21 protein-coding genes and 1 pseudogene are annotated in these 25,343 nt (G+C 36.9%); 18 read left to right on the plus strand and 4 right to left on the minus strand.

Annotation, left to right across the window (positions count from 1 at the left end; translation table 11 throughout):
• Window positions 1-103: 103 nt before the first annotated feature.
• The 3 genes from PN471_RS05970 to PN471_RS05980 form a co-directional block, all read right to left on the minus strand.
• A complete protein-coding gene (locus PN471_RS05970) occupies window positions 104-388 on the minus strand; it encodes a hypothetical protein (protein ID WP_271776057.1) in 285 nt (94 codons plus the stop codon).
• Window positions 385-1,194 carry a hypothetical protein gene (locus PN471_RS05975; RefSeq protein WP_271776058.1) on the minus strand — a complete coding sequence of 270 codons (810 nt, stop codon included), beginning with the start codon at window positions 1,192-1,194 and terminating at the stop codon, window positions 385-387. Before PN471_RS05975 ends, PN471_RS05970 begins: the two co-directional genes overlap by 4 nt.
• A gap of 151 nt (window positions 1,195-1,345) precedes the next feature.
• Entirely contained in the window at window positions 1,346-2,992 is a 1,647-nt protein-coding gene (locus tag PN471_RS05980; RefSeq protein ID WP_271776059.1) for an ArnT family glycosyltransferase, read from the minus strand.
• A gap of 112 nt (window positions 2,993-3,104) precedes the next feature.
• Here PN471_RS05980 and PN471_RS05985 point away from each other — a divergent pair, with 112 nt between their 5' ends.
• The 8 genes and pseudogenes from PN471_RS05985 to PN471_RS06020 all read left to right on the plus strand — a co-directional run bounded on the left by PN471_RS05985 (window position 3,105) and on the right by PN471_RS06020 (window position 13,755).
• Window positions 3,105-3,752 carry a class I SAM-dependent methyltransferase gene (locus PN471_RS05985; RefSeq protein WP_271776060.1) on the plus strand — a complete coding sequence of 216 codons (648 nt, stop codon included), beginning with the start codon at window positions 3,105-3,107 and terminating at the stop codon, window positions 3,750-3,752.
• A 139-nt stretch (window positions 3,753-3,891) separates the two neighbouring features.
• Window positions 3,892-4,401, plus strand: a complete 510-nt coding sequence (locus PN471_RS05990; RefSeq protein ID WP_271776061.1) for a hypothetical protein — start codon at window positions 3,892-3,894, stop codon at window positions 4,399-4,401.
• A 60-nt stretch (window positions 4,402-4,461) separates the two neighbouring features.
• Complete coding sequence (locus PN471_RS05995) at window positions 4,462-5,349, plus strand: hypothetical protein (RefSeq protein WP_271776062.1); 888 nt, start codon at window positions 4,462-4,464, stop codon at window positions 5,347-5,349.
• 222 nt (window positions 5,350-5,571) lie between these two features.
• The gene (locus PN471_RS06000; RefSeq protein ID WP_271776063.1) at window positions 5,572-7,653 is read left to right on the plus strand and encodes a TonB-dependent receptor plug domain-containing protein; all 2,082 of its coding nucleotides are present in this window, start codon (window positions 5,572-5,574) and stop codon (window positions 7,651-7,653) included.
• 59 nt (window positions 7,654-7,712) lie between these two features.
• Window positions 7,713-10,202, plus strand: a complete 2,490-nt coding sequence (locus PN471_RS06005; RefSeq protein WP_271776064.1) for a U32 family peptidase — start codon at window positions 7,713-7,715, stop codon at window positions 10,200-10,202.
• Between the two features lie 55 nt (window positions 10,203-10,257).
• Window positions 10,258-12,642, plus strand: a pseudogene (locus PN471_RS06010) (dynamin family protein).
• Between the two features lie 97 nt (window positions 12,643-12,739).
• On the plus strand, window positions 12,740-13,090 hold the full coding sequence (locus PN471_RS06015; RefSeq protein ID WP_271776101.1) for a KGK domain-containing protein: 351 nt from the start codon (window positions 12,740-12,742) through the stop codon (window positions 13,088-13,090).
• Between the two features lie 419 nt (window positions 13,091-13,509).
• A complete protein-coding gene (locus PN471_RS06020) occupies window positions 13,510-13,755 on the plus strand; it encodes an HNH endonuclease (RefSeq protein ID WP_271776065.1) in 246 nt (81 codons plus the stop codon).
• A gap of 61 nt (window positions 13,756-13,816) precedes the next feature.
• Here the strand turns inward: PN471_RS06020 and PN471_RS06025 are convergent, their stop codons facing one another.
• Window positions 13,817-15,571, minus strand: coding sequence for an N-acetylmuramoyl-L-alanine amidase (locus tag PN471_RS06025; RefSeq protein WP_271776066.1), 1,755 nt, complete (start codon window positions 15,569-15,571; stop codon window positions 13,817-13,819).
• Between the two features lie 208 nt (window positions 15,572-15,779).
• Here PN471_RS06025 and PN471_RS06030 point away from each other — a divergent pair, with 208 nt between their 5' ends.
• From PN471_RS06030 to PN471_RS06075, 10 genes are all read left to right on the plus strand, one after another.
• Window positions 15,780-17,417, plus strand: a complete 1,638-nt coding sequence (locus PN471_RS06030; protein ID WP_271776067.1) for a CTP synthase — start codon at window positions 15,780-15,782, stop codon at window positions 17,415-17,417.
• Between the two features lie 194 nt (window positions 17,418-17,611).
• The gene (gene cysC, locus PN471_RS06035; protein WP_271776068.1) at window positions 17,612-18,205 is read left to right on the plus strand and encodes an adenylyl-sulfate kinase; all 594 of its coding nucleotides are present in this window, start codon (window positions 17,612-17,614) and stop codon (window positions 18,203-18,205) included.
• A 94-nt stretch (window positions 18,206-18,299) separates the two neighbouring features.
• Window positions 18,300-19,088, plus strand: coding sequence for an SDR family oxidoreductase (locus tag PN471_RS06040; RefSeq protein WP_271776069.1), 789 nt, complete (start codon window positions 18,300-18,302; stop codon window positions 19,086-19,088).
• A 63-nt stretch (window positions 19,089-19,151) separates the two neighbouring features.
• Entirely contained in the window at window positions 19,152-19,604 is a 453-nt protein-coding gene (locus PN471_RS06045; RefSeq protein WP_271776070.1) for a VOC family protein, read from the plus strand.
• Window positions 19,605-19,613: 9 nt separating this feature from the next.
• Window positions 19,614-20,540, plus strand: coding sequence for a hypothetical protein (locus PN471_RS06050; RefSeq protein ID WP_271776071.1), 927 nt, complete (start codon window positions 19,614-19,616; stop codon window positions 20,538-20,540).
• Between the two features lie 9 nt (window positions 20,541-20,549).
• Entirely contained in the window at window positions 20,550-20,957 is a 408-nt protein-coding gene (locus PN471_RS06055; RefSeq protein WP_271776072.1) for a GlcG/HbpS family heme-binding protein, read from the plus strand.
• Window positions 20,958-20,959: 2 nt separating this feature from the next.
• Window positions 20,960-22,090 (plus strand): sulfotransferase family protein, encoded by a 1,131-nt coding sequence (locus PN471_RS06060; RefSeq protein ID WP_271776073.1) that lies wholly within the window; start codon window positions 20,960-20,962, stop codon window positions 22,088-22,090.
• A gap of 43 nt (window positions 22,091-22,133) precedes the next feature.
• Window positions 22,134-23,480: a flippase gene (locus PN471_RS06065; protein ID WP_271776074.1), complete on the plus strand. Its 1,347-nt coding sequence runs from the start codon at window positions 22,134-22,136 to the stop codon at window positions 23,478-23,480.
• 244 nt (window positions 23,481-23,724) lie between these two features.
• Window positions 23,725-24,093: a tautomerase family protein gene (locus PN471_RS06070; protein ID WP_271776075.1), complete on the plus strand. Its 369-nt coding sequence runs from the start codon at window positions 23,725-23,727 to the stop codon at window positions 24,091-24,093.
• A 112-nt stretch (window positions 24,094-24,205) separates the two neighbouring features.
• Window positions 24,206-25,333 (plus strand): phytanoyl-CoA dioxygenase family protein, encoded by a 1,128-nt coding sequence (locus PN471_RS06075; RefSeq protein ID WP_271776076.1) that lies wholly within the window; start codon window positions 24,206-24,208, stop codon window positions 25,331-25,333.
• The last annotated feature ends 10 nt before the right edge of the window (window positions 25,334-25,343 follow it).

Here is a 25,343-nt window from a genome sequence, read left to right on the forward strand (position 1 = left end):
ATTTCATCAGAAAATACAGTTCATACCGCTATTATGCAACGCCTAATAATCAATTAACATTGAATAATTAAGTGAAAATAAACAGGGGTGTTTTTTTGATTATCTATTTCAACCCTGTGACTTTCAAAACCTCAGTTCTATCTTTTCTGACTGTCAAAGTAGAATCAGCATTACCATTTTCAGTAATGGGTTGTTCTAAAATGTAAGTGTAATTTCCACCTTTCCAAACTGTACGACATAGACCATGACGACAAACTATTTTACCACCTGTTAAACTCACGCATTTACCATCAGCACTACATCCTTGATAACTCACATTTCCTGTACCATTAACCCCATTCCAAGAGTTGCTATTACTAATAGTAATCTTCCATTTACCATTACTCAAGGTGTAGGAATCTTTTTTTTTGAACTTTCATTCACAACTTCCATTTTAGTAATGATTGATTGTTTGCGAGTTTTACCACAGGGTTCTATACTCTGACAATCATTAACTGATTTTACTTGATAAACAACCCGGACTTTTTTATTCAAAAACTTCTTCTCGTCACAAATTTCAAAACTCGCGCCAATATTGTGTTCTATTCCTTTATTATCTACTAAGGTGACATAACACATTAAGTCACCATTGACTATTTTCTTAACCTTTCCCTCCGTTGGTTGTTGATTTGTAACCTTTTTTGAACTTTCATTCACAACTTCCATTTTAGTAATGATTGATTGTTTGCGAGTTTTACCACAGGGTTCTGCACTCTGACAATCATTAACTGATTTTACTTGATAAACAACCCGGACTTTTTTATTCAAAAACTTCTTCTCGTCACAAATTTCAAAACTCGCGCCAACATTGTGTTCTATTCCTTTATTATCTACTAAGGTGACATAACACATTAAGTCACCATTGACTATTTTTTTAACCTTTCCCTCCGTTGGTTGTTGATTTGCACCTTTTTTAGTATTTTTATTGTTGTCTAGGTTTTTACCAACAGGTTCTTTCTTCTCTTGTGTTTCTGATTGTAGATAAGATGCTTGTTTATTTTGTTGTTCACTTGCTACTACCAGAGCAGTTTTCATTTGATTTTGTGTTACAACAGCAGATGCCTCTTCTTTCAGTGTATCCTTTAGTGCGGTAGTACAAGCTATCAAAGATACACAGCTAAAAATTAAAGCAATTGGGGAAATTGATTTTTTCATGGTGAAATTGCAATAGTTGAGAATATTTCTGTATTTTAACATAAACCTAAATTATACTTTTAATATTTATCGGGAATTTTCACATATATACTTCGCAAGGCCACAATTTAAGCTTTTGCTTAAAAGGGATATATGGATATAAAAAGGCAAGTTATATTTTTTTAGATAAAACCTCAATTAATTGATAATCTTTAAAACTACCAATAACCCGATAATGTATTGGTAACTTGACAAAACCTGGTTGATATATCCAAGCATAACTCAACATAGGTAACTGGGAAACTGAATCTACATTCTTACCATATTTGGGTGTATAGAAGTCAATTAACAGAGACTCTTTATCATTAAATCCTTTATTTTTAACAAAGTCAATCGGATGATTCTGCAAAACCTGATTAATTGTTTCTTGTTTGTAAAATATTCTAAAATCTGGGTTGAAATCACCTAATAAACCTAAATTACCTGCTGTAGCTACAGATAACCAGCAGCTAATTAATAAGCTACCTAGCCAATAATGAGAAGTTAGAAACTTACGGTGATAATAGAACTTACCTATCCAGATTAACGGCACAATTAAGTTACCCGAACCAGAACATATCAACAGAATTGCATATTTGTAAATATTTACCTCACCCCAAACTAAAATACTTATTCCGGCTAAAACTAAAATTATGCCTAATATTCCCCAAGCGTAACTAATATTTCTTGGTAAATAAACTATTCGATGAGATGAATATTGATTATCAAATCCTTTTTGGTAAATTTTTCCTAACCAATCTAAAGCCACCGCAGATAGAAAAGCGATAAATGGATAAATGCCAAGACTATAATGAGATAAGCGAGTGGAAAATATACTTAATTCAGTAAATAAGATAACGGGAAAACCGATTAATATTAATGGATATTTAGAAATTGAATGCCGAATTACTAATGTTATTCCTAATAAACCAAAAAAGAACCAAGGAAAAGATTTTAAAGCTAGATTCCATACATAAAATAAAATGCCATTTCTATGTTGTTCATGAGTACCTAGTTCTATGACAAATCCCAATAAAGCTCCAATACTATCACTACCATAACGTAACCAGCTAAAATAAAGCCAAATTAAGGTAGGAATTAAACCGACCAAGAACCCTAAATACAACATGGGGTTATTTAAATGACGATGACGACGATGATCTATGATTAAATAAGGTAATAGTGCCATCATTGGCAGAAAAATCATCAAACTTCTCATCAAAAAACCTAAGCCAAAACTCACCCCGGTGACAAAACCATATAAATAGCGTTTTTGAGGATCTATGTCAGATTTTAATAAAAAGAAAATTCCTATAAACACTAAGAATATGGTTGGTAAATCTGGTGTGGATAACCGACAATATTGTACCCACAAAAATTCTACACTGAGAATAATAATTCCCCAAAATGCTAATTTTTGAGATAAGAGAATTTCTCCTACTTGATAAATCACAAATATGCTCAAAATTCCCGCAATCATTGTCGGTATTCTTGCGGTTGTATCACTAACACCAAATATCTGATAAAAAATAGCAATTAACCAATAAAAACCAGGAGTTTTATGATGAGGATGACCCCAAGGTGATACCCAATCACCTGTTTCTACCATTTGTCTGGCTCTCAAAGCATAAAGTGTTTCATCATGGGCCATGAGACTGGTTTCCCCAGAAGTAAATAACAATAAAGGGAGTAGCCAAATTAATAACTTGCAATATGGTAATTGCCAAAATAGCCGGATTAATTGGATAATATTGATGATTGCTGGTGATTTAAAAAACATTTATGAATTGTAAAATATAGTATTTTCTCATGTAAAATAAGTGAAGTTATCAAAAATAACTTACCAATTAAAATACTAGCCAAAATTTTTAGATCAGGTAAAAAAGACATTTATGCTACTGCAACCAAATCAACGGATTAAGTTAGATGAATCGGATGATCAGTTATTCTATGATTACCCTCGCTTTGTCACTCATGTAGATGATGGTTTTATTCAACAATTAACTGATTTATATCGTCAGCGACTTCAAGCAAATATGCGTATTCTTGATTTAATGAGTACTTGGGTGTCCCATCTACCTACAGAGATAGATTTTGCTCATGTAGAAGGACACGGACTAAATGCTGAAGAACTAGCCCGAAATACGCGATTAAATCGTTATTTTGTCCAAAATCTCAATACAAATCTCCAGTTACCATTTCCAGATCAAGACTTTGATGCTGTTATTAACTGTGTTTCTGTGCAATATATCCAATACCCAGAGGCGATATTTTCGGAAATACATCGGATTCTGAAACCCGGTGGGATAGCAATTATTAGTTTTTCTAACCGGATGTTTTTTCAAAAGGCAATTCAAGCTTGGCGAGATGGTTCGGAAGCTTTTAGAGTAGAATTAGTCAAGGGCTATTTCACCTCTGTTCCTGGATTCACGACCCCGGAAGTGATTTGTTCGACCTCAATAGCACCAAGTTTCTTGCAGTGGTTGGGAGTAGGAGGTGGAGATCCTTTTTATGCGGTGATAGCTCAACGTCTCGCGTAGTTTTGTACTACAAAGATATGCAAATACTTTGTGATCATCACTACCTCCAATCATTATTTAAAAGTAAATTTTCTAGTTTGTAAGTGACAAAATAGTTGATAATTGCCTCACAAGCTCAAGTATCAAGGAGAAGCCAAAAATGGTGATAAATCGTGGGCGGAGAGTTTTAGCTGCTGTACTGCTATCAATTCTACTACTGACTACAGCTTGCACGACAAAAGCACCTAGTCGTTTTGATCAGGTACAACAGGAAAGTACGAAGCAAAGAAGTGGACAGGCAGTAGTTAAAAATGCAACTCAGGGTAGTAAATTAAATAAATTCTTCCCCAGTGGTGGAGATGGCTATGATCGTGTCTATACCCAGGAGAAAAAGGGCTTTTCTGAGGCAAACTTGAAAAAGGATGGTAAAGTAGTTGCCCAACTCGCTATTTCTGATACTAGCAGTATACCGGGAGCAGCGGCTAAATTTGCCAATAGCACCGAGAAAATAGGTGGTTATCCCGCAGTAAAAGCTGGTAATACTCAAACTTCTGTGTTGGTGAATAAGTACCAAGTGAAGGTGATTTCTAAAAGTCCATCATTTACTGCGAGCGATCGCGCAGCTTGGATAGAAAAATTTAATCTTGATGGTTTAGCAACGTTGAAATAGTTTAATCCCTTCCCTAACTAACAACCGACGTTAATACAAAACATACATAAGGAGAATTTTGTGAGTAAACCAATTCAGCAGTTAGTTGACGAATTACCAACCAGTAACTTGACTGTTTCCATGTTGAACGCTTTAGATTTTGTTGCTCCTGGGGAATGGCAAAATACAGTTGGTTTTGTGAATACTATTAAAACCGTTACCGGAGAAACTGACGAAGACTTAATTCAACAAATTGGTGAAAGAGCAATTTATCTATTTAACGATAAATCCCAAGGATATCAAACCGCCCTCTGGCTTTATCAAACCGTTGATGGTGCAGATAAGGCTTTGGGTGCAGCAGCTTTAGCTAATAAAATTGGGGAAAACATTCCCCTGCTCGGTTTTTTAAACTCTCTGACCCCCAAACCAGACAAAGCTCAAACCATTGACTTAACCCTGAAATTAGTAGCTGAAGTAGTCGCTTTTTGTCAAATTAACGGTATTCCTGGAGATAGTATCGGTGATTTTGTTGGCTCTTTAGGTGAGTATGGTAGTGAGTCACTTATCCGCATGGTGGCATTAGTTTGTGTTGATGGTTTAATACCCCTTGGACCTGATTTTATTAACAAAGCCTTATCTGGAATTAGTCAAATGAATCCCCAGGATTTAAACCAAAACCAGACTTTCCAAAGCATCAAAAACACTATTCCTGGCAGTGGCGATGCTGGTAAACTAGACTTTATCGGTAACAGTTTTCAATCAGTTAGCGGTTGGATGAGTGGACTTGTGAACAGCCATAATTTAACCCCACAAAAAGTAATTGGTAATTTGCAATCTTTCACGCAAATTGCTGATGATAAACTAGACTATCTAGCAGCATTTCTAGATGTGGCTACAAATTACTACGAACACACAGGAACTCAGACTTTAGTACGACGTTTAATTGAACGAGCCGTAGCTGAAATTTAGCAAATTGTGTAGGGGCGGGGTTTCCCCGCCCTCCTGCTAGACTTTTCAAACAACATTTGAAATGGAAAATTAAGAAAACAAGCCTAATAACAAGAGATGTCAGAAAATTGAGACGACAATACACCCCAAATACAAGTATGACAGCTTGTCTGTTGACACGATTTCTATTCATAGGGAAAATAGAAATTAGTGATTGTTATTACCGGGTGTGAGTCCAAAAATATGAATAAGAATTTTTTTCTACCAGTTTATTTACTAAGTTTATTGGTGGCATTTCCTGCTGTGGCTGCTGATAATGAAAATAATCAAAATGCAGTCAATTCAAATATTTCTAATTTAAGAGACATTGAATTACCCACCACAAATGCTCAATTATTAACCCAACAACCAACAGTAACCGAAGTTAAGCCAGAACCTACCCCAGAAGCAGATTTAACGCCTACAGACGATGCAGATATTTCTATTGAAACCATTGGGGAAAAAGACGTTCTCCCCGAATCTACTCCTACTTATGTAATTGAAAAAGAAGAAATTCAAAAACAAGGTGCAACTAGTGTTGCTGATGTTTTAAAAAGAATGCCCGGTTTTGCTATCAATGATGTTGGACATGGCGCAGATATTCACACAGGTACATACTATCGAGGAGCTTCAATTAATCAATCTGTATTTTTGATTAATGGTAGACCGATTAATAGTAATATCAGTACCTATCATGGTGCAACTGATTTAAATAGTATTCCAGTAGAGTCTATTGAAAGAGTTGAATTATATAGCGGTACAGCTTCTTCTCTATATGGTTCTTCAGCCTTTGGAGGAGTTGTCAATATCATTACCAAAGAAGGTTATGGCAAACCAAAACTAAATGCTAGTGCTGAATTTGGCTCATTAAACTTAAATAATCAACAGGTAACTTATAGTGGGTCAACGAATAAAGTCAAATACAACTTTAGCTTTGAAAGGTTCTTTATAGATAATCGTTACCACGTTCCTGTTGGTGCTGCAAATCGTGATGCTCAAGGATATTTATTTAATGCAGATACAGCTACCAGCACTTATTTTGGTAGCATAGGTGTAGATTTAGATCCTAAAAACTCCTTGAATTTAGATGTAACTACCCTGAGTAGTCGTCGGGGGTTGATTTATTTCGGTTTTCCTTTACAAAGAGACCGATTAGATCATGATGGTTTGAATATTGGCTTATCTTGGAAAACTCGACTTGGTAAGGGAGAAAATTCCAATTTAACAACTACCTTGGGTTACAACCGAGACTATTTTAGCACTTATGGACCAACGGGAGCGAGATTTTACCGAACCGGAATTTTAGATACACAACAATTCAAAGCTAGGATAGATCATGAATGGAAAATTACCCCTAATAATCAATTACGCTGGGGTTTAGATTTAAAAAATACTGATTTAATTGGCGATGTTTTGAGTACGAATCCTGCCCTAATTGCTAAAAATGAAAGGGAAGATAGAAGTGTCTTTAATACGGCTTTATTTGCTGTTAATACTTGGCAACTTAGCGATGCTGTACAAGCAGATTTAGGGGTAAGACAAAACTTTGATAGTCAATTTGGGAGTTATTTTAATCCTAGTGTGGGGTTACGTTATGCAGTCAATCCAGCTATTGCAGTGCGGGGAAGTTGGGCAGGGGCGCAACGCAATCCAGGGTTAGATCAATTATATGTTTTTGATACAGTTCATAATTGGAATTCTAACCCTGATTTAAAACCAGAAACAGGTTCTACTTGGACAGCGGGAATAGATGTGAGATTGTCGGCAAATTTGTTAGGACAATTTACTTATTTTGGGAATAGTTTAGATAATCGTTTGGGGGTAATTAATGGCAGATGGGAAAATATTGGGTTAGTAGATACCAATGGTTTAGAAGCAGCATTGCAATTAAAAATTGCCAGTGCATGGTCAACTTTTATCAACTATACTTATACAGATGCTCAAATCAAAACAGGCACAGAAAAGGGATTACAATTAGGTTTGATTCCCTATTCTTGGCTACAAACTGGAATTGGTTATCAAAAGGATGGATGGCAAGGTAATTTATATGCTACTTATAATAGTGGTTCTCGTCGTTCTGTTTTTAATAATGCAGCAGCAGGAGAAAAAAGTACAGATTTTGTCCCGTCTTTCTTTAATTTAGATTTGAGTGGACGGATTCCTGTAAATAAAAATTTGGGATTAACTTTTTACTTAGAAAATCTTCTGGGTGAACAATATGAACGAGTGAATCGGATATATAGTCCTGGTTTTACTTTCCGCGTGGGTTTAACTTCTAGCTTATAGGCAACTTCCCCTCAATTTAGGTACAATCTATAAGCTGACATAACCTTGACTTAACCAAAATGACAAGCATCTCCACCCCTACTCTCAAAATCCCCGAACTCCTAGCACCTGCGGGTAACTGGGAATGCGCCCAAGCCGCAGTAGAAAATGGTGCGGATGCGATTTACTTTGGTTTAGAAAAGTTTAACGCGAGAATGCGGGCTGAGAATTTCACAGAAGCAGATTTACCTGAATTAATGGAATTTTTGCACCTCCGGGGAGTCAAAGGTTATATCACTCTGAATACCTTGATTTTCCCCCAGGAACTAACGGAAGCACAGCAATACCTCAAAACTATCATTTCCGCTGGTGTTGATGCTGTGATCATGCAAGATGTGGGTATTTGTCGGCTGATTCGTCATCTTTCCCCTGACTTTCCGATTCATGCTTCTACCCAAATGACTATTACCAGTGCAGTGGGGGTAGAATTTGCTAAGTCTTTGGGTTGTCAATTGGTAGTTTTGGCGCGAGAATGTTCGATTTCGGAAATTAATAAAATTCAACAACAAATATCTCAAAAAAATACTTCCTTACCTTTAGAAGTTTTTGTTCACGGTGCTTTGTGCGTCGCATATTCTGGACAATGTTTAACCAGTGAATCACTAGGAGGACGTTCTGCAAATCGGGGAGAATGCGCTCAAGCTTGTAGAATGCCTTATGATTTAATTGCTAATGGGGAAGTTGTAAATTTAGGTGATAAAAAATATTTATTAAGTCCTCAAGATTTAGCAAGTTTGGACGTTTTACCAGAGTTAGTAAAATCTGGAGTAACTTCTTTGAAAATTGAAGGACGGTTGAAAGCACCGGAATATGTTGCTAATGTGACTCGCGTTTATCGTCAAGCTTTAAATCAACTATTAGAAACAAATATAGAGACGTTTTCTAATCGAGAGAAAGACCAATATAAGTTAGAAATGGCATTTTCTCGCGGACTATATACAGGTTGGTTTGAGGGAATTAATAATCAAGAATTAGTCCATGCCAGATTTGGTAAAAAACGGGGTGTTTATTTGGGAGAAGTTACCCGAATTAGAAATGCCGAAATAACAATAAAGTTAGCAGCACCTGTTAAACCGGGAGATGGAATTGTTTTTGATTGCGGACACCCAGAAAGGAAGGAAGAAGGGGGAAGAATATATGCAGTTATTCCTAATGGTCAAGATGTCATCTTAACTTTTGGCAGAAATGATTTAAATTTCCATAATATCCATATAGGTGATAAAGTTTGGAAGACAAGTGATCCAGAATTAGATAAACAAATCCGTCAAAGTTATACGGGAGAATATCCCCAATTTACCAGACCGATTAATATCGAAGTACATGGAGAAATTGGCGGAAAGTTAATAGCTATATCCCGTGATCAGTTTTGGAATATAGTACAAGTAGAATCAGAAATATTGATAGCTGAAGCACATACAAAACCCCTCTCTATAGAAAGATTAAAAGAACAATTTGGCAGGTTAGGGAATACACCTTTCCATTTAGATACTTTTATAAATAATCTCAACGGGAATATTATGTTACCTGTGAGTGAGTTAAACAGAATGCGTCGGGAAATAGTTAGCAAATTAGAGGAATTAAGAAGTAGACCAAAACTTTGGGAATTAAATCATCAGGGAAAATGGCAAGATTTAATTAGTTCTAAATCTACAGAAATTCCCGCGTCCCCTTCTTTAATTGTTTTAGTCAGAAACATCGCACAATTACAAGCAGTATTAACAGCAGATATCAAAACTATATATTGTGAATTTGAAGATCCTCGCAACTATAAAGAAGCAGTAAAAATAGTACGAGAATCAAAACAGGAAGAAATTAGTATTTTTGTCGCACCACCCCGGATAACCAAACCTGGAGAAACTTGGATTTTAAAACAAGTTCGAGATTCCCAAGCTGATGGTTATTTAATTAGAAATTATGACCAATTAGAATATTTTTCCACAGAAAGATGTGTTGGTGACTTCTCTTTAAATATCGCTAATCCTTTAACCGCAGATTATTTTAAAACCCGCTTTAATTTAGAACGATTAACAGCATCTTACGACTTAAATGTTAACCAACTTGAAGCTTTAATTACCAGTTACCCAGCAGAAAATTTTGAAGTGACAATACATCAACATATACCAATGTTTCACATGGAACATTGTGTATTTTGCGCTTTTTTATCTGAAGGAACAGATTATACAAATTGTGGTAGACCTTGTGAAACACAAGCAGTTACAATCAGAGATAGGGTAGGTAGTGAACATATTCTCAAAGCTGACGCAGGATGTAGAAATACAGTATATAACGCCACAGCACAAACTGGAGCAGAATACGTACAACGGCTGATTTCATTGGGTTTACAGCACTTACGGATTGAATTTGTCAGCGAGACACCGGAACAAGTGCAAAAAACAATACATAGTTACCAGAAATTACTCGAAGGAGAAATCATCGGTTCGCAACTGTGGAGAGAATTGAAGCTACAAAACCAATTAGGTGTGACTCGTGGTGCATTGGGAATAATGTAGCTAAATGGCGGTAATTGGTATTACAATACTTATGCACCTTGTTTAACCACTTTCTATGTCCAATTTAATGCCTCAGTGTCAGCAATTGCAAGCACAAGTTGAGACGATTCTCCAACTTCTACAGCAAGAATCAGCTTTGCGATCGCAAGATATTACATCTGTGCAAATTTCTTTGGATAAAGCAGTTTCTCCTAAGTTTGAAATTGTGTTTGCTGGTGCTTTTAGTGCGGGTAAATCCATGTTGATTAATGCCCTATTAGAGAGGGAATTGTTGTATAGTGCAGAAGGACACGCGACTGGTACAGAATGTAAAATTGAATATGCACCTGTAGATTCATAAAGAGTTGTTTTAACCTTTTTGAGTGAAGCAGAAATTCAAGAACAAGCGGTGTTTTTGTGTCAACAATTAGGATTTAATACTGTAAAAAATATCCATAAACAAGATGTAATTGATTTATTACATCAAGGTTGTACAGTAATTATTGAAAAAGAAGGTGGAGAAAGTAAATCAGAACGTGCAAAACAAGCAAAAGCGTTGATTTTATTGTTAGAAGGATATGTAGCAAACCGCGATCGCATAAATACGGTTAATAATGCTACATACTCAATGGAACAGTTTAATTTTACGAACCTCAAAGAAGCTGCGGGATATGCACGCAGAGGTAGTAATAGCGCAGTTCTGAAACGAATTGAATATTATTGTTATCATCCGCTTTTGGAAGATGGTAACGTGATTATAGACACACCAGGAATTGATGCACCAGTCGAACAAGATGCACAATTAACATATCAAAAAATTCAACATTCAGATACGTCAGCAGTAGTTTGTGTTCTCAAACCTGCGTCAGCAGGGGATATGACAAAGGAAGAAACTGAACTGTTAGAACAAATGCGGGAAAATGCAGGGATAAGAGACAGAGTTTTTTATATCTTTAACCGCATTGATGAAACTTGGTACAATAACCAACTCAGACAACGGTTAGAAGATTTAATTAACAGTCAATTTCGAGATACTAATAGGGTTTATAAAACTAGTGGTTTGTTAGGATTTTACGGAAGTCAACTTAAACAAACAACACGATTAGATAGATTTGGTTTGGATTCGATTTTTGCAGAAAGTGTTAAAGGTTTAGACGGGAAAGAAGAAACACCGCAATTTGTTTATGCTTTTAATAATTACTGCGTTGCTTCAGGTAAACTTTCTCCCAGTCAATTTAGAATTTCTCTTCATGGTTACGAAACTTCCAATGATAACTATGTGAGAATTTTAAGCGAACAGGGAACACCATTAATTAACCAACTTATTCAAGATAGTGGAATTGAAGAATTTCGGACATCAATTACTCGCTATCTCACAGAAGAAAAACGTCCCCAATTATTCAAAAACCTCGCAGATGATTTAGAAGATATTTGTATCAAACTCAAGAACCACTATCAAAGTGTGCAAATTGATTTAGATAGTCAACCGCGAGAAATCGAGAGTATGAAAGAATATGAGTTGCAAAAATTAAATCAGCAACTCCAGCAAGTTGGGAGAGATTTTCATCAGCATATTCATGATGAAGTTAACAGATTAATTAATAATAACTGCGAAGAATTTGAAACAGATTTTCGCCAATTACAATCACGGATGATTCGTCGTCTTGATGAATTACTAGATACCTTTTCCGTTGCGGAAGCTTATCGTCGTGCAACTTTGAGTCATCCTCGCAATGCAACCGCACCTTTATTAGCTATTTTGGTGGAGGCTTTTTATTACTTATCTAATCAGTTGGAAGACATTTTAATAGAGTCTTGTCAACAAGTGATTGCTAATCTATTTCAACAGTTAATGACAAAGATTAGAAAATCAGAATATTACCGTCAATTATATCGTTTGTTGGGTAATGATGGGGGAATTGAATTACAGGTAAAAGAGATAGAAAAATTGATTACTCAAGCTTTGGTAAGTGCTGCTAGTGTAGAATGCGATAGATTTGTCAGAGAAAGTCCCAGATTTTATAATGAAGGAACTTTTTCTATCTATCAATTTCGACAAGTGTTAGAACAAACTTCTCAAGGGTATGATGCAGAAAGTATTGTTGACGCTGAACCTGCAATTAGACAATTATTGAAGTTAGACTTTGAACCGAAAGTTTCCCATACTATTCGTCAATCTTTTCGTCAAACTATCAACCAAACTATCAAAACTCAGTTGTTACCAATGGGGGAAAAACAAGCAAATGAGATATTACAACAATATCCTTATGCGAAGGCTTATTTAGAGAAGACTTTGCAACAAGAAGCTGAGGAAAAGATTGCTAATAATCAACGTTTGTTGAGTCAGGTTGCGGGGAAAATTGAGGAGTATAATACAGCAGTTGCGGGAATTAATAGCTGTTTACAAGCGATGCAGTTGTATGAACATTTGTTGCCGATAATTGGGGAGGAAGAGGTATAATGTGTTGGGTGAATGCAGGGTTTTTCTGTGTTCACCTAATTAAGATTTTTTTCACGCAGAGGCGCAGAGAGGAGGAGAGATAGAAGATAAGTTTCAAATTTTAGATTCTGAACAAGGTGATGTTATTATTGATTTTGATGGTTATATTTTAAAAGCTAGTCAATTAGATGTAGCTTTATCAAAAGTAATCTTAGATAATGGTAATTTAAACCATTTAAATCATGAACTAAAATCTATAAATAGTCGTGTTTTACCATCGGTTAAAAAACCTGAAAATTGGGTAAATCAAGGTGTTGATTGTCAGATTTTAACACCTGGTAAAAAGTGGCAAAAAGGAAAATTAAGAATGAAAGTTTCTCTAGAATTTTGTCCTGACGAACCAGAAATCAAAGAACCAGAATCACTCCTTCAGGAGATAGAACGTAAGCTAAATGAAGCTACATCATAAATAAATTAGTCCACGCAGGTGGACTTTGTTTGTGTAGATGCGATTTTAATTAATTGTCTGAATCAGGATATCCAGGATTTAAGGATTTACAGGATTATTAATTGTCTGAATCAGGATTTTCTGAAAAGTTAATTTATTTTAAGATTGATAATTGATGATATATTTATTAGTATGATTAGTGAAGATAGTAAAAAATAAAATCGGCGTTGCTGAATTAATATATGAAAATCAAAAATTCCATTTCTCAAGATCTTACTCTTTGCGCCTCTGCGTGAGATAAATTCATACTTTCATTCACCAACGCCATAAAACCTTTATTTTCAAATAATTAAATCAAAAAATCCCAAAATATAAACACCAAATCGCATCCTGTAAATCCTCAAATCCTGGACATCCTGATTCTGACAAAATATCAATCTATGAACAAAACCCCACGCATTCCTATACCCCCAGAAGTCAGAACCTACGTTTTCCAAAGAGATAAAAATCAATGTCAAAGCTGCGGTAAAATCTCCCAAGAAACTCAACTCAGTATTGATCATATTATCCCCTTATCTCGTGGGGGAAAAAACGATATTAGTAATTTACAAACTCTCTGCTTAACTTGTAATCAGCAAAAAACTAATAACATTGACAATCGTTTTCGCCGACATTTTGACAGTTAGTAAAAAAAGCTTTTAATCCAGTCCCCCTCCTCGCTTGCGGGGAGGGGTTAGGAGTGGGGTCTTATTCTTTCACTACTTTAAACCATTCTGTCACCCCGTCAGCCAAAGTATTAGCCATTTTCTTTTGTTGTTGGGGATTAACTATCTCTTCAAACTCATCAGGATTACTCATAAAACCCAACTCTAATAATACCGCCGGTGCAGTATGGGGACGAGTCAGGGCTAAATTATTCCAAAACACACCATAGGCAGGTTTACCAAGTTTTTTAACTACATAATTTTGTAAAAATATTGCAAGGCTGTGTGATTGAGGATGATACCAAAAAGTACCGAAGCCTTTGGTTTTTTCCGCATCACCATTATCTGGTAAAGAGTTATGATGAATAGAAAGAGCGATCGCAGGTTCTTCTGTATTAATAATTACCTGACGTTCCCCCAGGGACACATCTCGATCATCCTCCCTCGTCATCACCACCTTAGCACCGCGCTTCACCAACTCATCTCGCAGCAATTGAGAAATTATCAAATTCACATCTTTTTCTAAATACCCCGTTGGACCACTAGCACCAGATTCTTTACCACCATGTCCCGGATCAAGTACAATCTTGATGCCAGACAAAGGTAAACGTTTGCTATTTTTCAGATCGGGTGGATGACGTAAAGTTAAAACCAAAGTCGTATTGTCATACCTCAGCTTATAGCCCCACTGTTGGAGCTTTTTGAGGTTAAAAGTATATTTTACCTGTGTAGGGCTTACCTGTTGCCAATCTAGGCGATAAATTAGGGGGTCATCATCTAGGCGAATTGTGTCCGTTTGGGCAATGGTATTATAAAGGGTGAGAATAAAGGAATTATTGCCCTGTTCCACACTCACCGGCACAGCAGTTTCTAATGGGAAACGAATCTCCGTAGCTTCAGCTAACTGCCGATAACCCACACTCCGAATTACTGTTTGTGGGGGAACTGCACCGGGGAGAATTTTGGTTTCTTTACTATTAATCCAAGCCCCATAGTCTAAGCGTAGCCAATCGCCTTCTGTACCTGTAACTGTTGCTCTTGTTCCTTGAGCTAAAGGTGTCAGTCGAGAATAATCTGTACTTGGACCGGTGCGAGTAACGCCTGATTCTGATGCAATTTCTGCAACTGGTAACTGTGTCGGGGACAGAATTTCGATTTTGCCTAAACCAGTTTGAGTTATTCTTTGATCATTCAGTTGTAAATTAAATTGAGGTTTTCCTAAATCAGCAGCATTTGCGACTGTTGTACAACCTTGGTATTTGGTAAGACTAGAAAGATTAGGCTGACTTAACCCCGTCAAAACACTTGAATTTGGAGGTAATTGCGCCTCGGAAGGTTGGGGTAAAAGGGCAATATTTTGATTTACCAGATTCACCCAGACAGTAGCTTGAGGTGGTGCAACTGCACTAAAACAAATTAATTCTCCTGGTAATCTGGCAATATTAGCAGCAGGAGTCAAGGAATCCTGAGCAAAGCCTAAACCCTGGGGTAACTCAGGTTGAGTGGACACCCTGATGATCTTAATCTCTCGTTCTTGATTTTGGTAACGGACTTTAAATATATTTTCTCCTAACTGTAAGGGAAAACTAGGGGAAAAATGCCCAGCTTTGCTACGGTTAATCAGCTTACCATTAATTAAAACCTGACCCTGGGAGGGTGCTGTACCGATAAAAAATATTTTTTCTGTGCTGGTTTGGTAGTTTGTAGGGGGAAAAACTACTAAAAGTGGTTCTTGTGCTAATGCAACTGAGGAGGTGAATAAGAAATTAAATAATACTAACCCTAAGAGTTTTTTCATGGACAAACACAGAAGATTTGAGGATAGAGACTGTGGCACAATAGCGAAGATAGAATCAAATATGAATGCAAAAGTGGCAATACATTGGTCTCAAATAAGAGAATTCAATCGGGTAAAATTCATCCTGCATACAAGCCTCCAACATTGTTTACACAAATTCTCCTGCGGGAACAAAATCTATTAAGAGTTGCTAGAAATTGAAAATACTATGACTAAGTTTATCTTTGTAACTGGAGGCGTTGTTTCCAGTATTGGTAAGGGCATTGTAGCAGCAAGTCTAGGACGTTTGCTCAAATCCCGGGATTATTCGGTTTCGATTCTTAAACTCGACCCCTATATTAACGTTGATCCAGGCACGATGAGTCCTTTTCAACATGGGGAAGTTTTTGTCACCCAAGACGGTGCAGAAACAGATTTGGATTTGGGACATTACGAGCGCTTTACTGATACTTCTATGTCTCGGTTAAACAGTGTTACTACTGGCTTGATTTATCAGTCAGTTATTAACAAGGAACGCCGAGGCGACTACAATGGCGGCACTGTTCAGGTAATTCCGCACATTACCAATGAGATTAAAGACAGAATCCTCAGAGTTGCTAAAGAAACTAATCCTTCCGCAGTAATTACGGAAATTGGTGGGACTGTAGGTGATATTGAATCCCTACCATTTTTAGAAGCAATTCGCCAACTGCGAAAGGAAGTAGGAAAACGTAATGTGTTATATATGCACGTTACTTTGTTGCCTTGGATTGCTGCTGCGGGAGAGATGAAAACCAAGCCTACTCAACATTCTGTGAAAGAATTGAGATCCATTGGTATTCAACCGGATATTCTAGTATGTCGGAGCGATCGCCCCATTCCTGTGGGATTGAAACAAAAGTTATCAGAATTTTGTGATGTCGCTGTAGAATGTGTTATTACCAGTCCAGATGCCCGTAGTATCTATGAAGTCCCAGTAATTTTAGAACGGGAAGGATTAGCCGAACAAGTTCTCAACTTACTGCAAATGGAACAACGTCAACCCAATATGACACAATGGGAAACGATGGTGGACAGGATGTATAATCCTCAACACACCGTCGAAATCGCCATTGTTGGTAAATATGTGCGGTTAGGTGATGCCTACCTTTCTGTGGTTGAGTCTTTACGTCATGCGGCTATTGCAACTCATGGTGATTTGCGTCTGCGGTGGGTAAACTCAGAAGCTTTGGAAAATGAACCACCGGAAAACTATCTATCAGGTGTTGATGGTATTATCGTTCCTGGCGGTTTTGGTAGTCGGGGGATAGACGGGAAAATTGCGGCGATTAAATACGCACGCGATCGCCAAATTCCCTTTTTAGGTTTATGCTTAGGAATGCAGTGTTCTGTGATTGAATGGGCCAGAAATGTCGAAGGCTTATCTGAAGCCAATAGTGCCGAATTTGACCCATACACTGAGCATCCGGTTATTAACCTCCTACCTGAACAACAAGATGTAGTAGATTTAGGCGGAACAATGCGCTTGGGGCTTTATCCTTGTCGGATACTTCCGAATACTCTTGCTTTCCAACTTTATCAAGAAGAAGTCATTTATGAACGCCACCGTCACCGTTACGAGTTTAACAATGTCTACCGAAATCAGTTGGTAGATTCTGGTTATCTGGTGAGTGGGACATCTCCAGATGGTAGACTAGTGGAAATTGTGGAATATTCCAAACATCCTTTCTTTATCGCTTGTCAATTCCACCCAGAATTTCAATCTCGCCCTAATGCACCTCATCCCTTATTTAAAGGATTTGTGACTGCTGCTATATCTCAATCCCATTCTGCAACTGCTACACCTAAGCCTGTAAAAGTTTCTTAGTTGTCAGTTGTCAGTTGTTTATCTATACTTAAGTAAGTGAAACTCGTTTTTTAGCTTTAGTATTATTGATTATCATTGCTTATAGTACATACCATGCCTATGCCAGCGTTCAATTTACCAACAAGATTTATCAAGAGTGAAAAAATGAATATTAAGTTTTGGAAAAACTGGGAATCGACAATTGAACAGACATCATGAGCCGAATCAATAGGGAAATTCAGTCACAACCTCTTGATGTAAAGACGACAAATATGGATCAAGTTAATAATTTGTCTGGAACAACGGTTTGGTTTACAGGCTTAAGTGGTGCAGGAAAAACTACCATTTCTCAAGTAGTTGAACAGGTCTTAAGAAGCGAAGGATACCGAGTTGAAAGATTAGATGGCGATATTGTTCGTCAGTTTTTGTGCAAGGATTTAGGCTTTAGTAAAGCTGAACGTGACGAGAACGTAAGACGAATTGGCTTTGTAGCACATCTGCTTACCAGAAATGGGGTGATTGTCTTAATCTCTGCAATTTCGCCTTACCGAGATATTAGAGCAGAAATGCGACAAAACATTGGTCAGTTTGTCGAAGTCTACGTAAATGCGTCTTTAGAAACCTGTGAAAAACGTGATGTCAAAGGTTTATACCGCAAAGCGCGAACTGGGGAAATTAAGAATTTCACCGGCATCACCGATCCTTACGAGCCACCTTTGAATCCAGAAATCACTTGCTATACTGATTGCGAGTCAGTTGATGAAAGTGCTGCCAAAGTAATTCAATATGTCAAGCAAAGGATGCATTAACTAATATTGCATAAAAATGCAAAAATTTTAATTTTATCCCCATTATGCTATATTATGCCATGGTGAATGATTGAAACAATAGGAGATTCTTCGAATGGATATAAGATGTGAGGGAAGACACGCCCTGATCGGTGGAAGTACAGCCGGAATTGGCAGAGCTTGTGCAATTGTTCTAGCCGAGCAGGGAGCCAGTATTACACTAATTGCGCGGAATGAACAAAAGTTATTAGCCACTCTCAAGGAATTAAAGACAAGCGCTCAACAAAATCACGGCTACATAGTAGCAGATTTTTCTCATCCAGACAGCTTAAAAGAAAAAGTAGATGCCTATCTTCTTAACAGGAAAAATGTTGATATTCTTATTAATAATACGGGTGGTCCGCCACTTAAACCGGCTTTAGAGGCAACAGCAGAAGACCTTAGAATTGCTTTTAATCAACACCTAATTTGTTTCCATCTTTTGAGTCAAACCGTCATCCCAAAAATGAAGGAAGTTGGCTATGGAAGAATTATTAATATTACTTCCTACACAGCAAAACAACCTTTAACAGATATGATTGTTTCCAACACCATTAGGGGAGCGGTTTCTAGTTGGGCAAAAACCATGGCAAATGAGCTAGGCAGTTATGGAATTACAGTTAATAATGTACTCCCTGGTTCTACTGCTACAGAGCGATTGTTTTCCATCGCAAAAGACAGAATTGAAATGACAGGACAAAGTGAAGAAAAAGTCATGGACGATATGGAAAAAATTATTCCTCTAGGTCGCTTTGGAAAACCAGAGGAAATTGCTTGGGCTGTTGCATTTATTGCCTCTCCTGCGGCTTCTTATATTAATGGAATTAATTTTCCGGTAGATGGTGGTAAAACCAAAAGTTTATAGAATATTGAAAAAATAGTAAACAATTTTCTGTCATTTTGTAATCATAAGGATTATTAAAAGATAATGCTTAAATTCGATCATGTCGCCATTCAGACTCACGATATTGAAAATACGGTTAAATGGTATAAGGAGTTTTTTAACTGTCAGGAAAACTGGGCTTTGAATAAGTTCTCCCCCTTGACAATAAAAAGACTTCCTTCCATTACTCAATTAGTTGAACTTCAGGTTGGTAATTTTAGATTACATATCTTTGATATTAAAGATGATGATGGTATTGTTCCGAATAATGTTCTACAATACCAACATTTTTGTATCGAAGTTTTAACCTTAAATGAATTAGAAGATTTACGCTCACGCTACTGTGAAATTTATCAATCAGGGCGTTATGAGTTTAGGAAAAATGAGCCTGCAACGGATTTAGTGATTGATGATGACGGTATGACATCATTTTACTGTTACGACATTAACGGGCTAGAATTTGAAATAACTTATAAGCCCTCAATAAATAGCAAATAAGGAATTCAAATGAACAGTAAAAATTGGCAATTTAGCGATTATCCGTACAATAATAAGATCCTGAATTTACCTGATTGTAAATCATCCCCTAAAGAAGTTTTTAATCACCATTTTCATAGTCATTTCTCTCAAGATTTTCTCTATAGCATAGACAATAATTATGAGAACTGGGAAAACCCGGAACCGAATGAGAGGTTTTGGTTTAGATGGATTACGGGTCATCAAGCAATGTTCATATTTTGGTTTTTTCTGTCCTCTGAATTGATGGATATTGTTAATACCAACGAGGTAGGAATTATAGAGCAAAAACTCAATCTCTGTCGTAAATTATTCCAAGGGTGTTATGTTTTATTTGAATATGCGGGTTCTTGCTCTGTGGATTTTTATAGCAGCAACACTAGACCTTGGATGGCTCTTTTTCACAAAGGCTTTAGTGGAAAATGGTCATCAGATTATCAATTAATTCCCTGTATCGTTGATCACATTATCAAATCCCACTATCCTGAAGAGTTAAAAACATCTCAGAAGGCATTCAAACAGGCTTTTATTGAGAGTCAAAAAAATCATTACGGCATTGCTAAAAGGCTAATCCCTTCCAGTGGATCTTTATCAAAAGAATTCAAGGATGCTCTATCAGCTTCTGAAATTACCAAAGAGCAACGCAACCTTTATGACTATTTCTTTTTAGTCAAACGAAGTTCTCAACCAGAATATCCATTATTCTTGAGTTTAAGCGATCGCATCAAGGCAATTATTCTAGATTTAACCATAAATGGTTTGCACACAGAAATCTTGTCAGATGCCGATGATTCGCAATGGAGAGAAAAACAAATCTCAAAATACCAAGAGGAAACACCCCAAGATATACTGTTTAAAACAGCAACTGCGTTATATTTTGCAAAATATTCAGCGCAACGTATACCCATTGAAAATTAAATTTGTATCATGATTGATTTAACTCTAGAACTCGCAAATACTGTGGCAAGCGCAGCACTGGCTAAAGCGCAAGAATTAGGTGTATCTATTACTGTGTCGATTGTTGATGAATCAGGAAGACTGGTTCTCTGTATGCGTGGAAATAACCTTTCTTTTCTCACGCCAGAATTTGCCCAAGCTAAGGCTGTCGCAGCCGTAGCATTCCGAAAAGGTACCGATGAACTGGCTATTAGTCGGGAGAAATTTCCTGCTTTCTGGGGTACTGTTCCCTCGATCGCATCAGAACCCCTTTTACCGTCTAAAGGAGGAGTCCCTTTAAGGGTTAATGGCCATGTTATTGGTGCTGTAGGGTGTAGTGGTGCAAGTTCTGAGGAGGATCATGAATGCGCGATGGCGGGTGCTTCAAAGGTGGAATAAAAATGAGATCAAACGTAAAAAAAGAATATAAAGATTTGCCTATTGCGGGAATCTCTTTAAGTAACTGGGTACGATTGCTAATTGAAAATCAAGGAGTAGACAGGAAGTTTTTTGAAAAAGCCTTTTATGTCTCAAGTGAAAGCTATAAAACGCTTCCTCTCAGAGTTCTAGAAAGCTTAAAGTATGAAGAAAAAATAAATAATTGCGAGGTTAAAAATCCTCCTATATTTATATTAGGATACTTCCGAAGTGGCACGACTTACTTCAATCGGCTCATGGCGAAAGATAAAAACTTAGGATATATCACAAGGGCGCAGGTTAATACCGGAAGCTCAGAAATATATTTAGCTAGTGACAAAGTTGTTCAGCAGAGAGCTAGTGCGACTTTTCCCTTGGCGAAAGAAATTGATTCCGTAATTTTACAAGCTGATGATCCTGGTGAAGAAGAATGGGCTTTGGCTAATTCATTTCCTTATACTTATGCTGTAGGATTCTATTTTCCGAGAAACTTTAGGAAGGCTGTCTCTCAAGCCCTGTTCTTAGAAGATACAGATAACAGAATAAAGAATCAATGGAAAGAAAGCTATCAAAGGTTAATCAAAAAGATAACTTTAGGTGTACAAAGAAAAAGATTGATTCTCAAGAATCCTCCCAATACTGGCAGGATTAAAACCTTGTTGGAACTTTTCCCTGACAGTAAGTTTATTCATCTGATGCGAGATCCTTTTAAGGTATATGCCTCTAACCTAAATATGAGAAAAAAATATTTTCCTCTGTATGGTTTTCAAACTATATCAGAAGCAGAAATTTCGGAGGACATTTTGTGGTCTTATCAAAAGATAATGGGTAAGTTCTTGGAAGATAAAAATACTATTCCTCCTGAGAACTTAATTGAGATTAAGTATGAGAATTTTCTAGGAAATGAGATGGAATATATGGAAACAATTTATAGACAGTTTGACATAGCAGGTTTTGAAGAAGCATCGCCCACCTTTCGAGAACATATTAGTGAGGAGAAAGAGCAGTATCTTCGGTTCAAGTCTCAAAATAAACCAAATCCCTTGGATTTACAGATGAAAAATAGAATCTCTGAGGATTTAGACTTTGCGATTCGCTATTGGGAAAATATGTAGAATAAGTGTTTAATTTTTTCGTCCAATTCAAGAGGGACAAAGAGTGACTCAAATACATCTCAGTGAGACAGAGAGCAACGTTAAAATCAATGCTTTAGCTAAGAATTCAATTGTAATTATAACATTGAAAATTGTAGAGATTATTTTAGGATATCTTGTACAATTCTTCTTAGTAAGGTGGATGGGGACAGAAGAATATGGAATCTATGAATATGTCATTTCTTGGTCCTTAGTTTTAGCAATACCTGTTAGTTTTGGATTACCTCGTGCCGTGTTGCGCCTGCTGTCAGAATACCGTGTTCATCAGGAATGGGGAGAATTATGGGGCTTGCTCTTGAGTAGTTGGCAATTTACCGTAGCGATAGGTCTGCTGTTTGGTTTAGGAGCCACAGGAGCAATTTTTTTGATTAATCAACATCATAGCTTTACGTACGCTTCTGTCTTAATAGTAGGGGTCTGGCTAGTACCACTACAAGCATTAATACAACTTCAAGAAGATATGGCTCGCGGGGCAGATGATATTCCCCTGGCTTATACTCCCTCAAAGGTTCTGTGGCCTATCCTACTGCTAGGAGGAGGATTTGTCCTTTTTAACCAAAACCAGGCATTGAGCAGCATTTCTGTAATACAAGCATCCATTTTTACATTACTACTAGTAGCGGTCTTTCAAGTGTCGTGTTTATGGTCAAAATTTACCGATCAACTTGGTGTAATAGAACCCATTTATAAGCACCGTCAATGGTTACTAACGGCGATCCCATTATTGTTAGATCGAACTTTCTTAATCCTATTAACACAAACAGATATTATTATGGTGGGATCTTTTATAGGAGCAGATGCTGTTAGTAACTATAGTGTAGCGAGTAAAATAGCATTTTGGACAAGTGCTGTTTTACAGACTCTTAACTTAGCTGTGGCTCCTGCATTTGCCATTCTTTATAAAAAAGGCTATCGGGAAGATTTGCAAAAAGTTATCTCCGAAGTAATGATTTGGATTTGTGTCCCATCTGTTATTATTGCCATGACCACAGTAATTTTTGCCAAGCCCATTTTAAGCACTTTTGGACCAGATTTCTTAACAGCCCATTGGACTCTTAAGGTTCTTGTTGTGGGAGAGGTTATCAGCGTCCTACTTGGTCCAGTTGGAACTTTAATGACAATGACTGGTCATCAGAATAGTTCAGTCATTGTTTCAGGCGTTTGTGCTCTTACTAACTTAGGATTAAACGCAATTTTAATCCCCCAGTACGGAGGGTTAGGGGCGGCTATCTCCACCGCGTTAACACTTATTATTTGGAATAGTTGGCTTGCCATTCTAGTATTGATAAAAATCAAGGTCAATCCTTCGGTTTTGGGAATACTAAAAAAGTGGGATATGGAGGAAGTCTGAAGTTATGGGAGTGCGAATGCCTAAGTGGAGGAATCTATGCATGGTTGTGAATTCAAAACCCGCAAATTCATATAGCAATCCTAAATGATACGTGAGAGTTCAATAAGGCTCAAGTGCTTATAAAACAAGGATTTTTATCTACGTATTTTCTCAAGATTGGGGTAGGATTGCTATAGAAGAAGTTTTAACTTTTGTTAATCGACCCAAACTTTGGTAAAATAACCATTAGAAGTTATTAATTATTATGCCAGTTACCCTTATTGAATTAAGTCAATCTATCAATCTCGAAGACAAACAACAGATGGTTACATTTGTACATACAACCATGGTTGAAGTTCTCAAAATTCCAGAAAGCGATCGCTTAGTTAGAGTCATAGAGTACGATAGCAATAATTTTTATCCTCCCATTAATGCGTCGGATAAGTATGCTCTTATTACAATTTCTATGTTTCCAGGGCGATCTCTTGAATCTAAAAAACTTCTTTACCAAAAGCTCTGTCAAGGTTTAGAAACATTTGGATTTTCCCCTACGGATACGAGAATTATTATTAACGAAATACCTGCTGAAAACTGGGGATTACGAGGAGGAATTTCCGGTGATGAATTGCTCTAAAATGCCCAAAAAATGCCCATTAAATCATGATAAATTGATAATATTCTGTTCTTTTGACAGCAATATACTCAATCAAATCACTATTATTTATCTCAACTGAAGGAAATCTAAAATGAGAAATCAATCTAAAATTTTGTTTTGTTGCAAGCTGACTGTTCTTTATGTTCTTGCAAAACTGAAGTTTCTTCATGTTCTGTTACCCAAAGAATTGAAAAATGAATTGCCAATTGATTGGAATAATCGAATGTTTTGGACAGCTTTCCAGTCTGGAGGTCAGAAAATTTATTTTGATTACTACAGCGAACTGAAAAAACCTGTTTCTTATGAACCCAAAATAAAAGTTGATTCTGAGTTGCAATTAACCGAAAAGGATCTTAAATTCTTTTACGATAATGGGTACCTCGGTCCCTTCGATTTAATCGATCCAGATGAAGCTAAAGCATTACAAGAACATTTAGTTAATCTTTATAATAAGGAATCTAAAATTTATTCTTATAGCAGAGGAGATTATGAATTTGATGATCCTACTGATCCAGATTTAGCAAAAGTAATACAATTAGAGTCGGTCAAACGACAGGGACATGATCGCCATCTGGAATATCCTACCCTCTTGAATTTGTTTAAAAGACCAGAAATTACTGAGCGATGCGCTCAACTTTTGGGACCCGATCTAATTTTATGGTACTCTCAATTCTTCCAAAAACCTCCTCATAGTAATAAAACAGAATTGCATCAAGCATCAACTTGGTTATCTTTTGACCAGAAAAGATCGATTCTCCATCCCGAAGATTCTGAAGAATTGTTTCAAGTAACCTGTTGGATTGCTCTAACTGATGCGACTAAGTACAACGGATGTATGACAGTAGTTCCAGGGAGTCATTGGGAAATATATCCCGTCCAACTGAGTACGGCCCAAACAACAACGGGATACGGGGCTTATCAAGGAACACTTTGTTATCCCATTGACGAACAAAAAGTCAATTTAATTGAAATGAAAGCCGGACAATTTTTTATCTTCACCGAGCGAGTTATTCACGGTTCAGTGGATAATGTCTCAGATGATTGGAGATGGGCTGTTAACGGTAGAATTGCGAAAACAAATACAAAAGTTTTCACTAAAGAAATGCTAGAAGAGAATCTGGAAATCAGCATTTATCGCATTAAAAAATTTAAGCTAGATAACTGGAAAGCTGTTCTTTTACGAGGGCAAGATCGTTTTGGCTATAATCGATTACTTTAGAAGTGATCAG

Origin of the sequence: Aphanizomenon sp. CS-733/32, from assembly GCF_028330045.1 — a bacterium.
Classification (GTDB): Bacteria; Cyanobacteriota; Cyanobacteriia; order Cyanobacteriales; family Nostocaceae; genus Dolichospermum; species Dolichospermum gracile.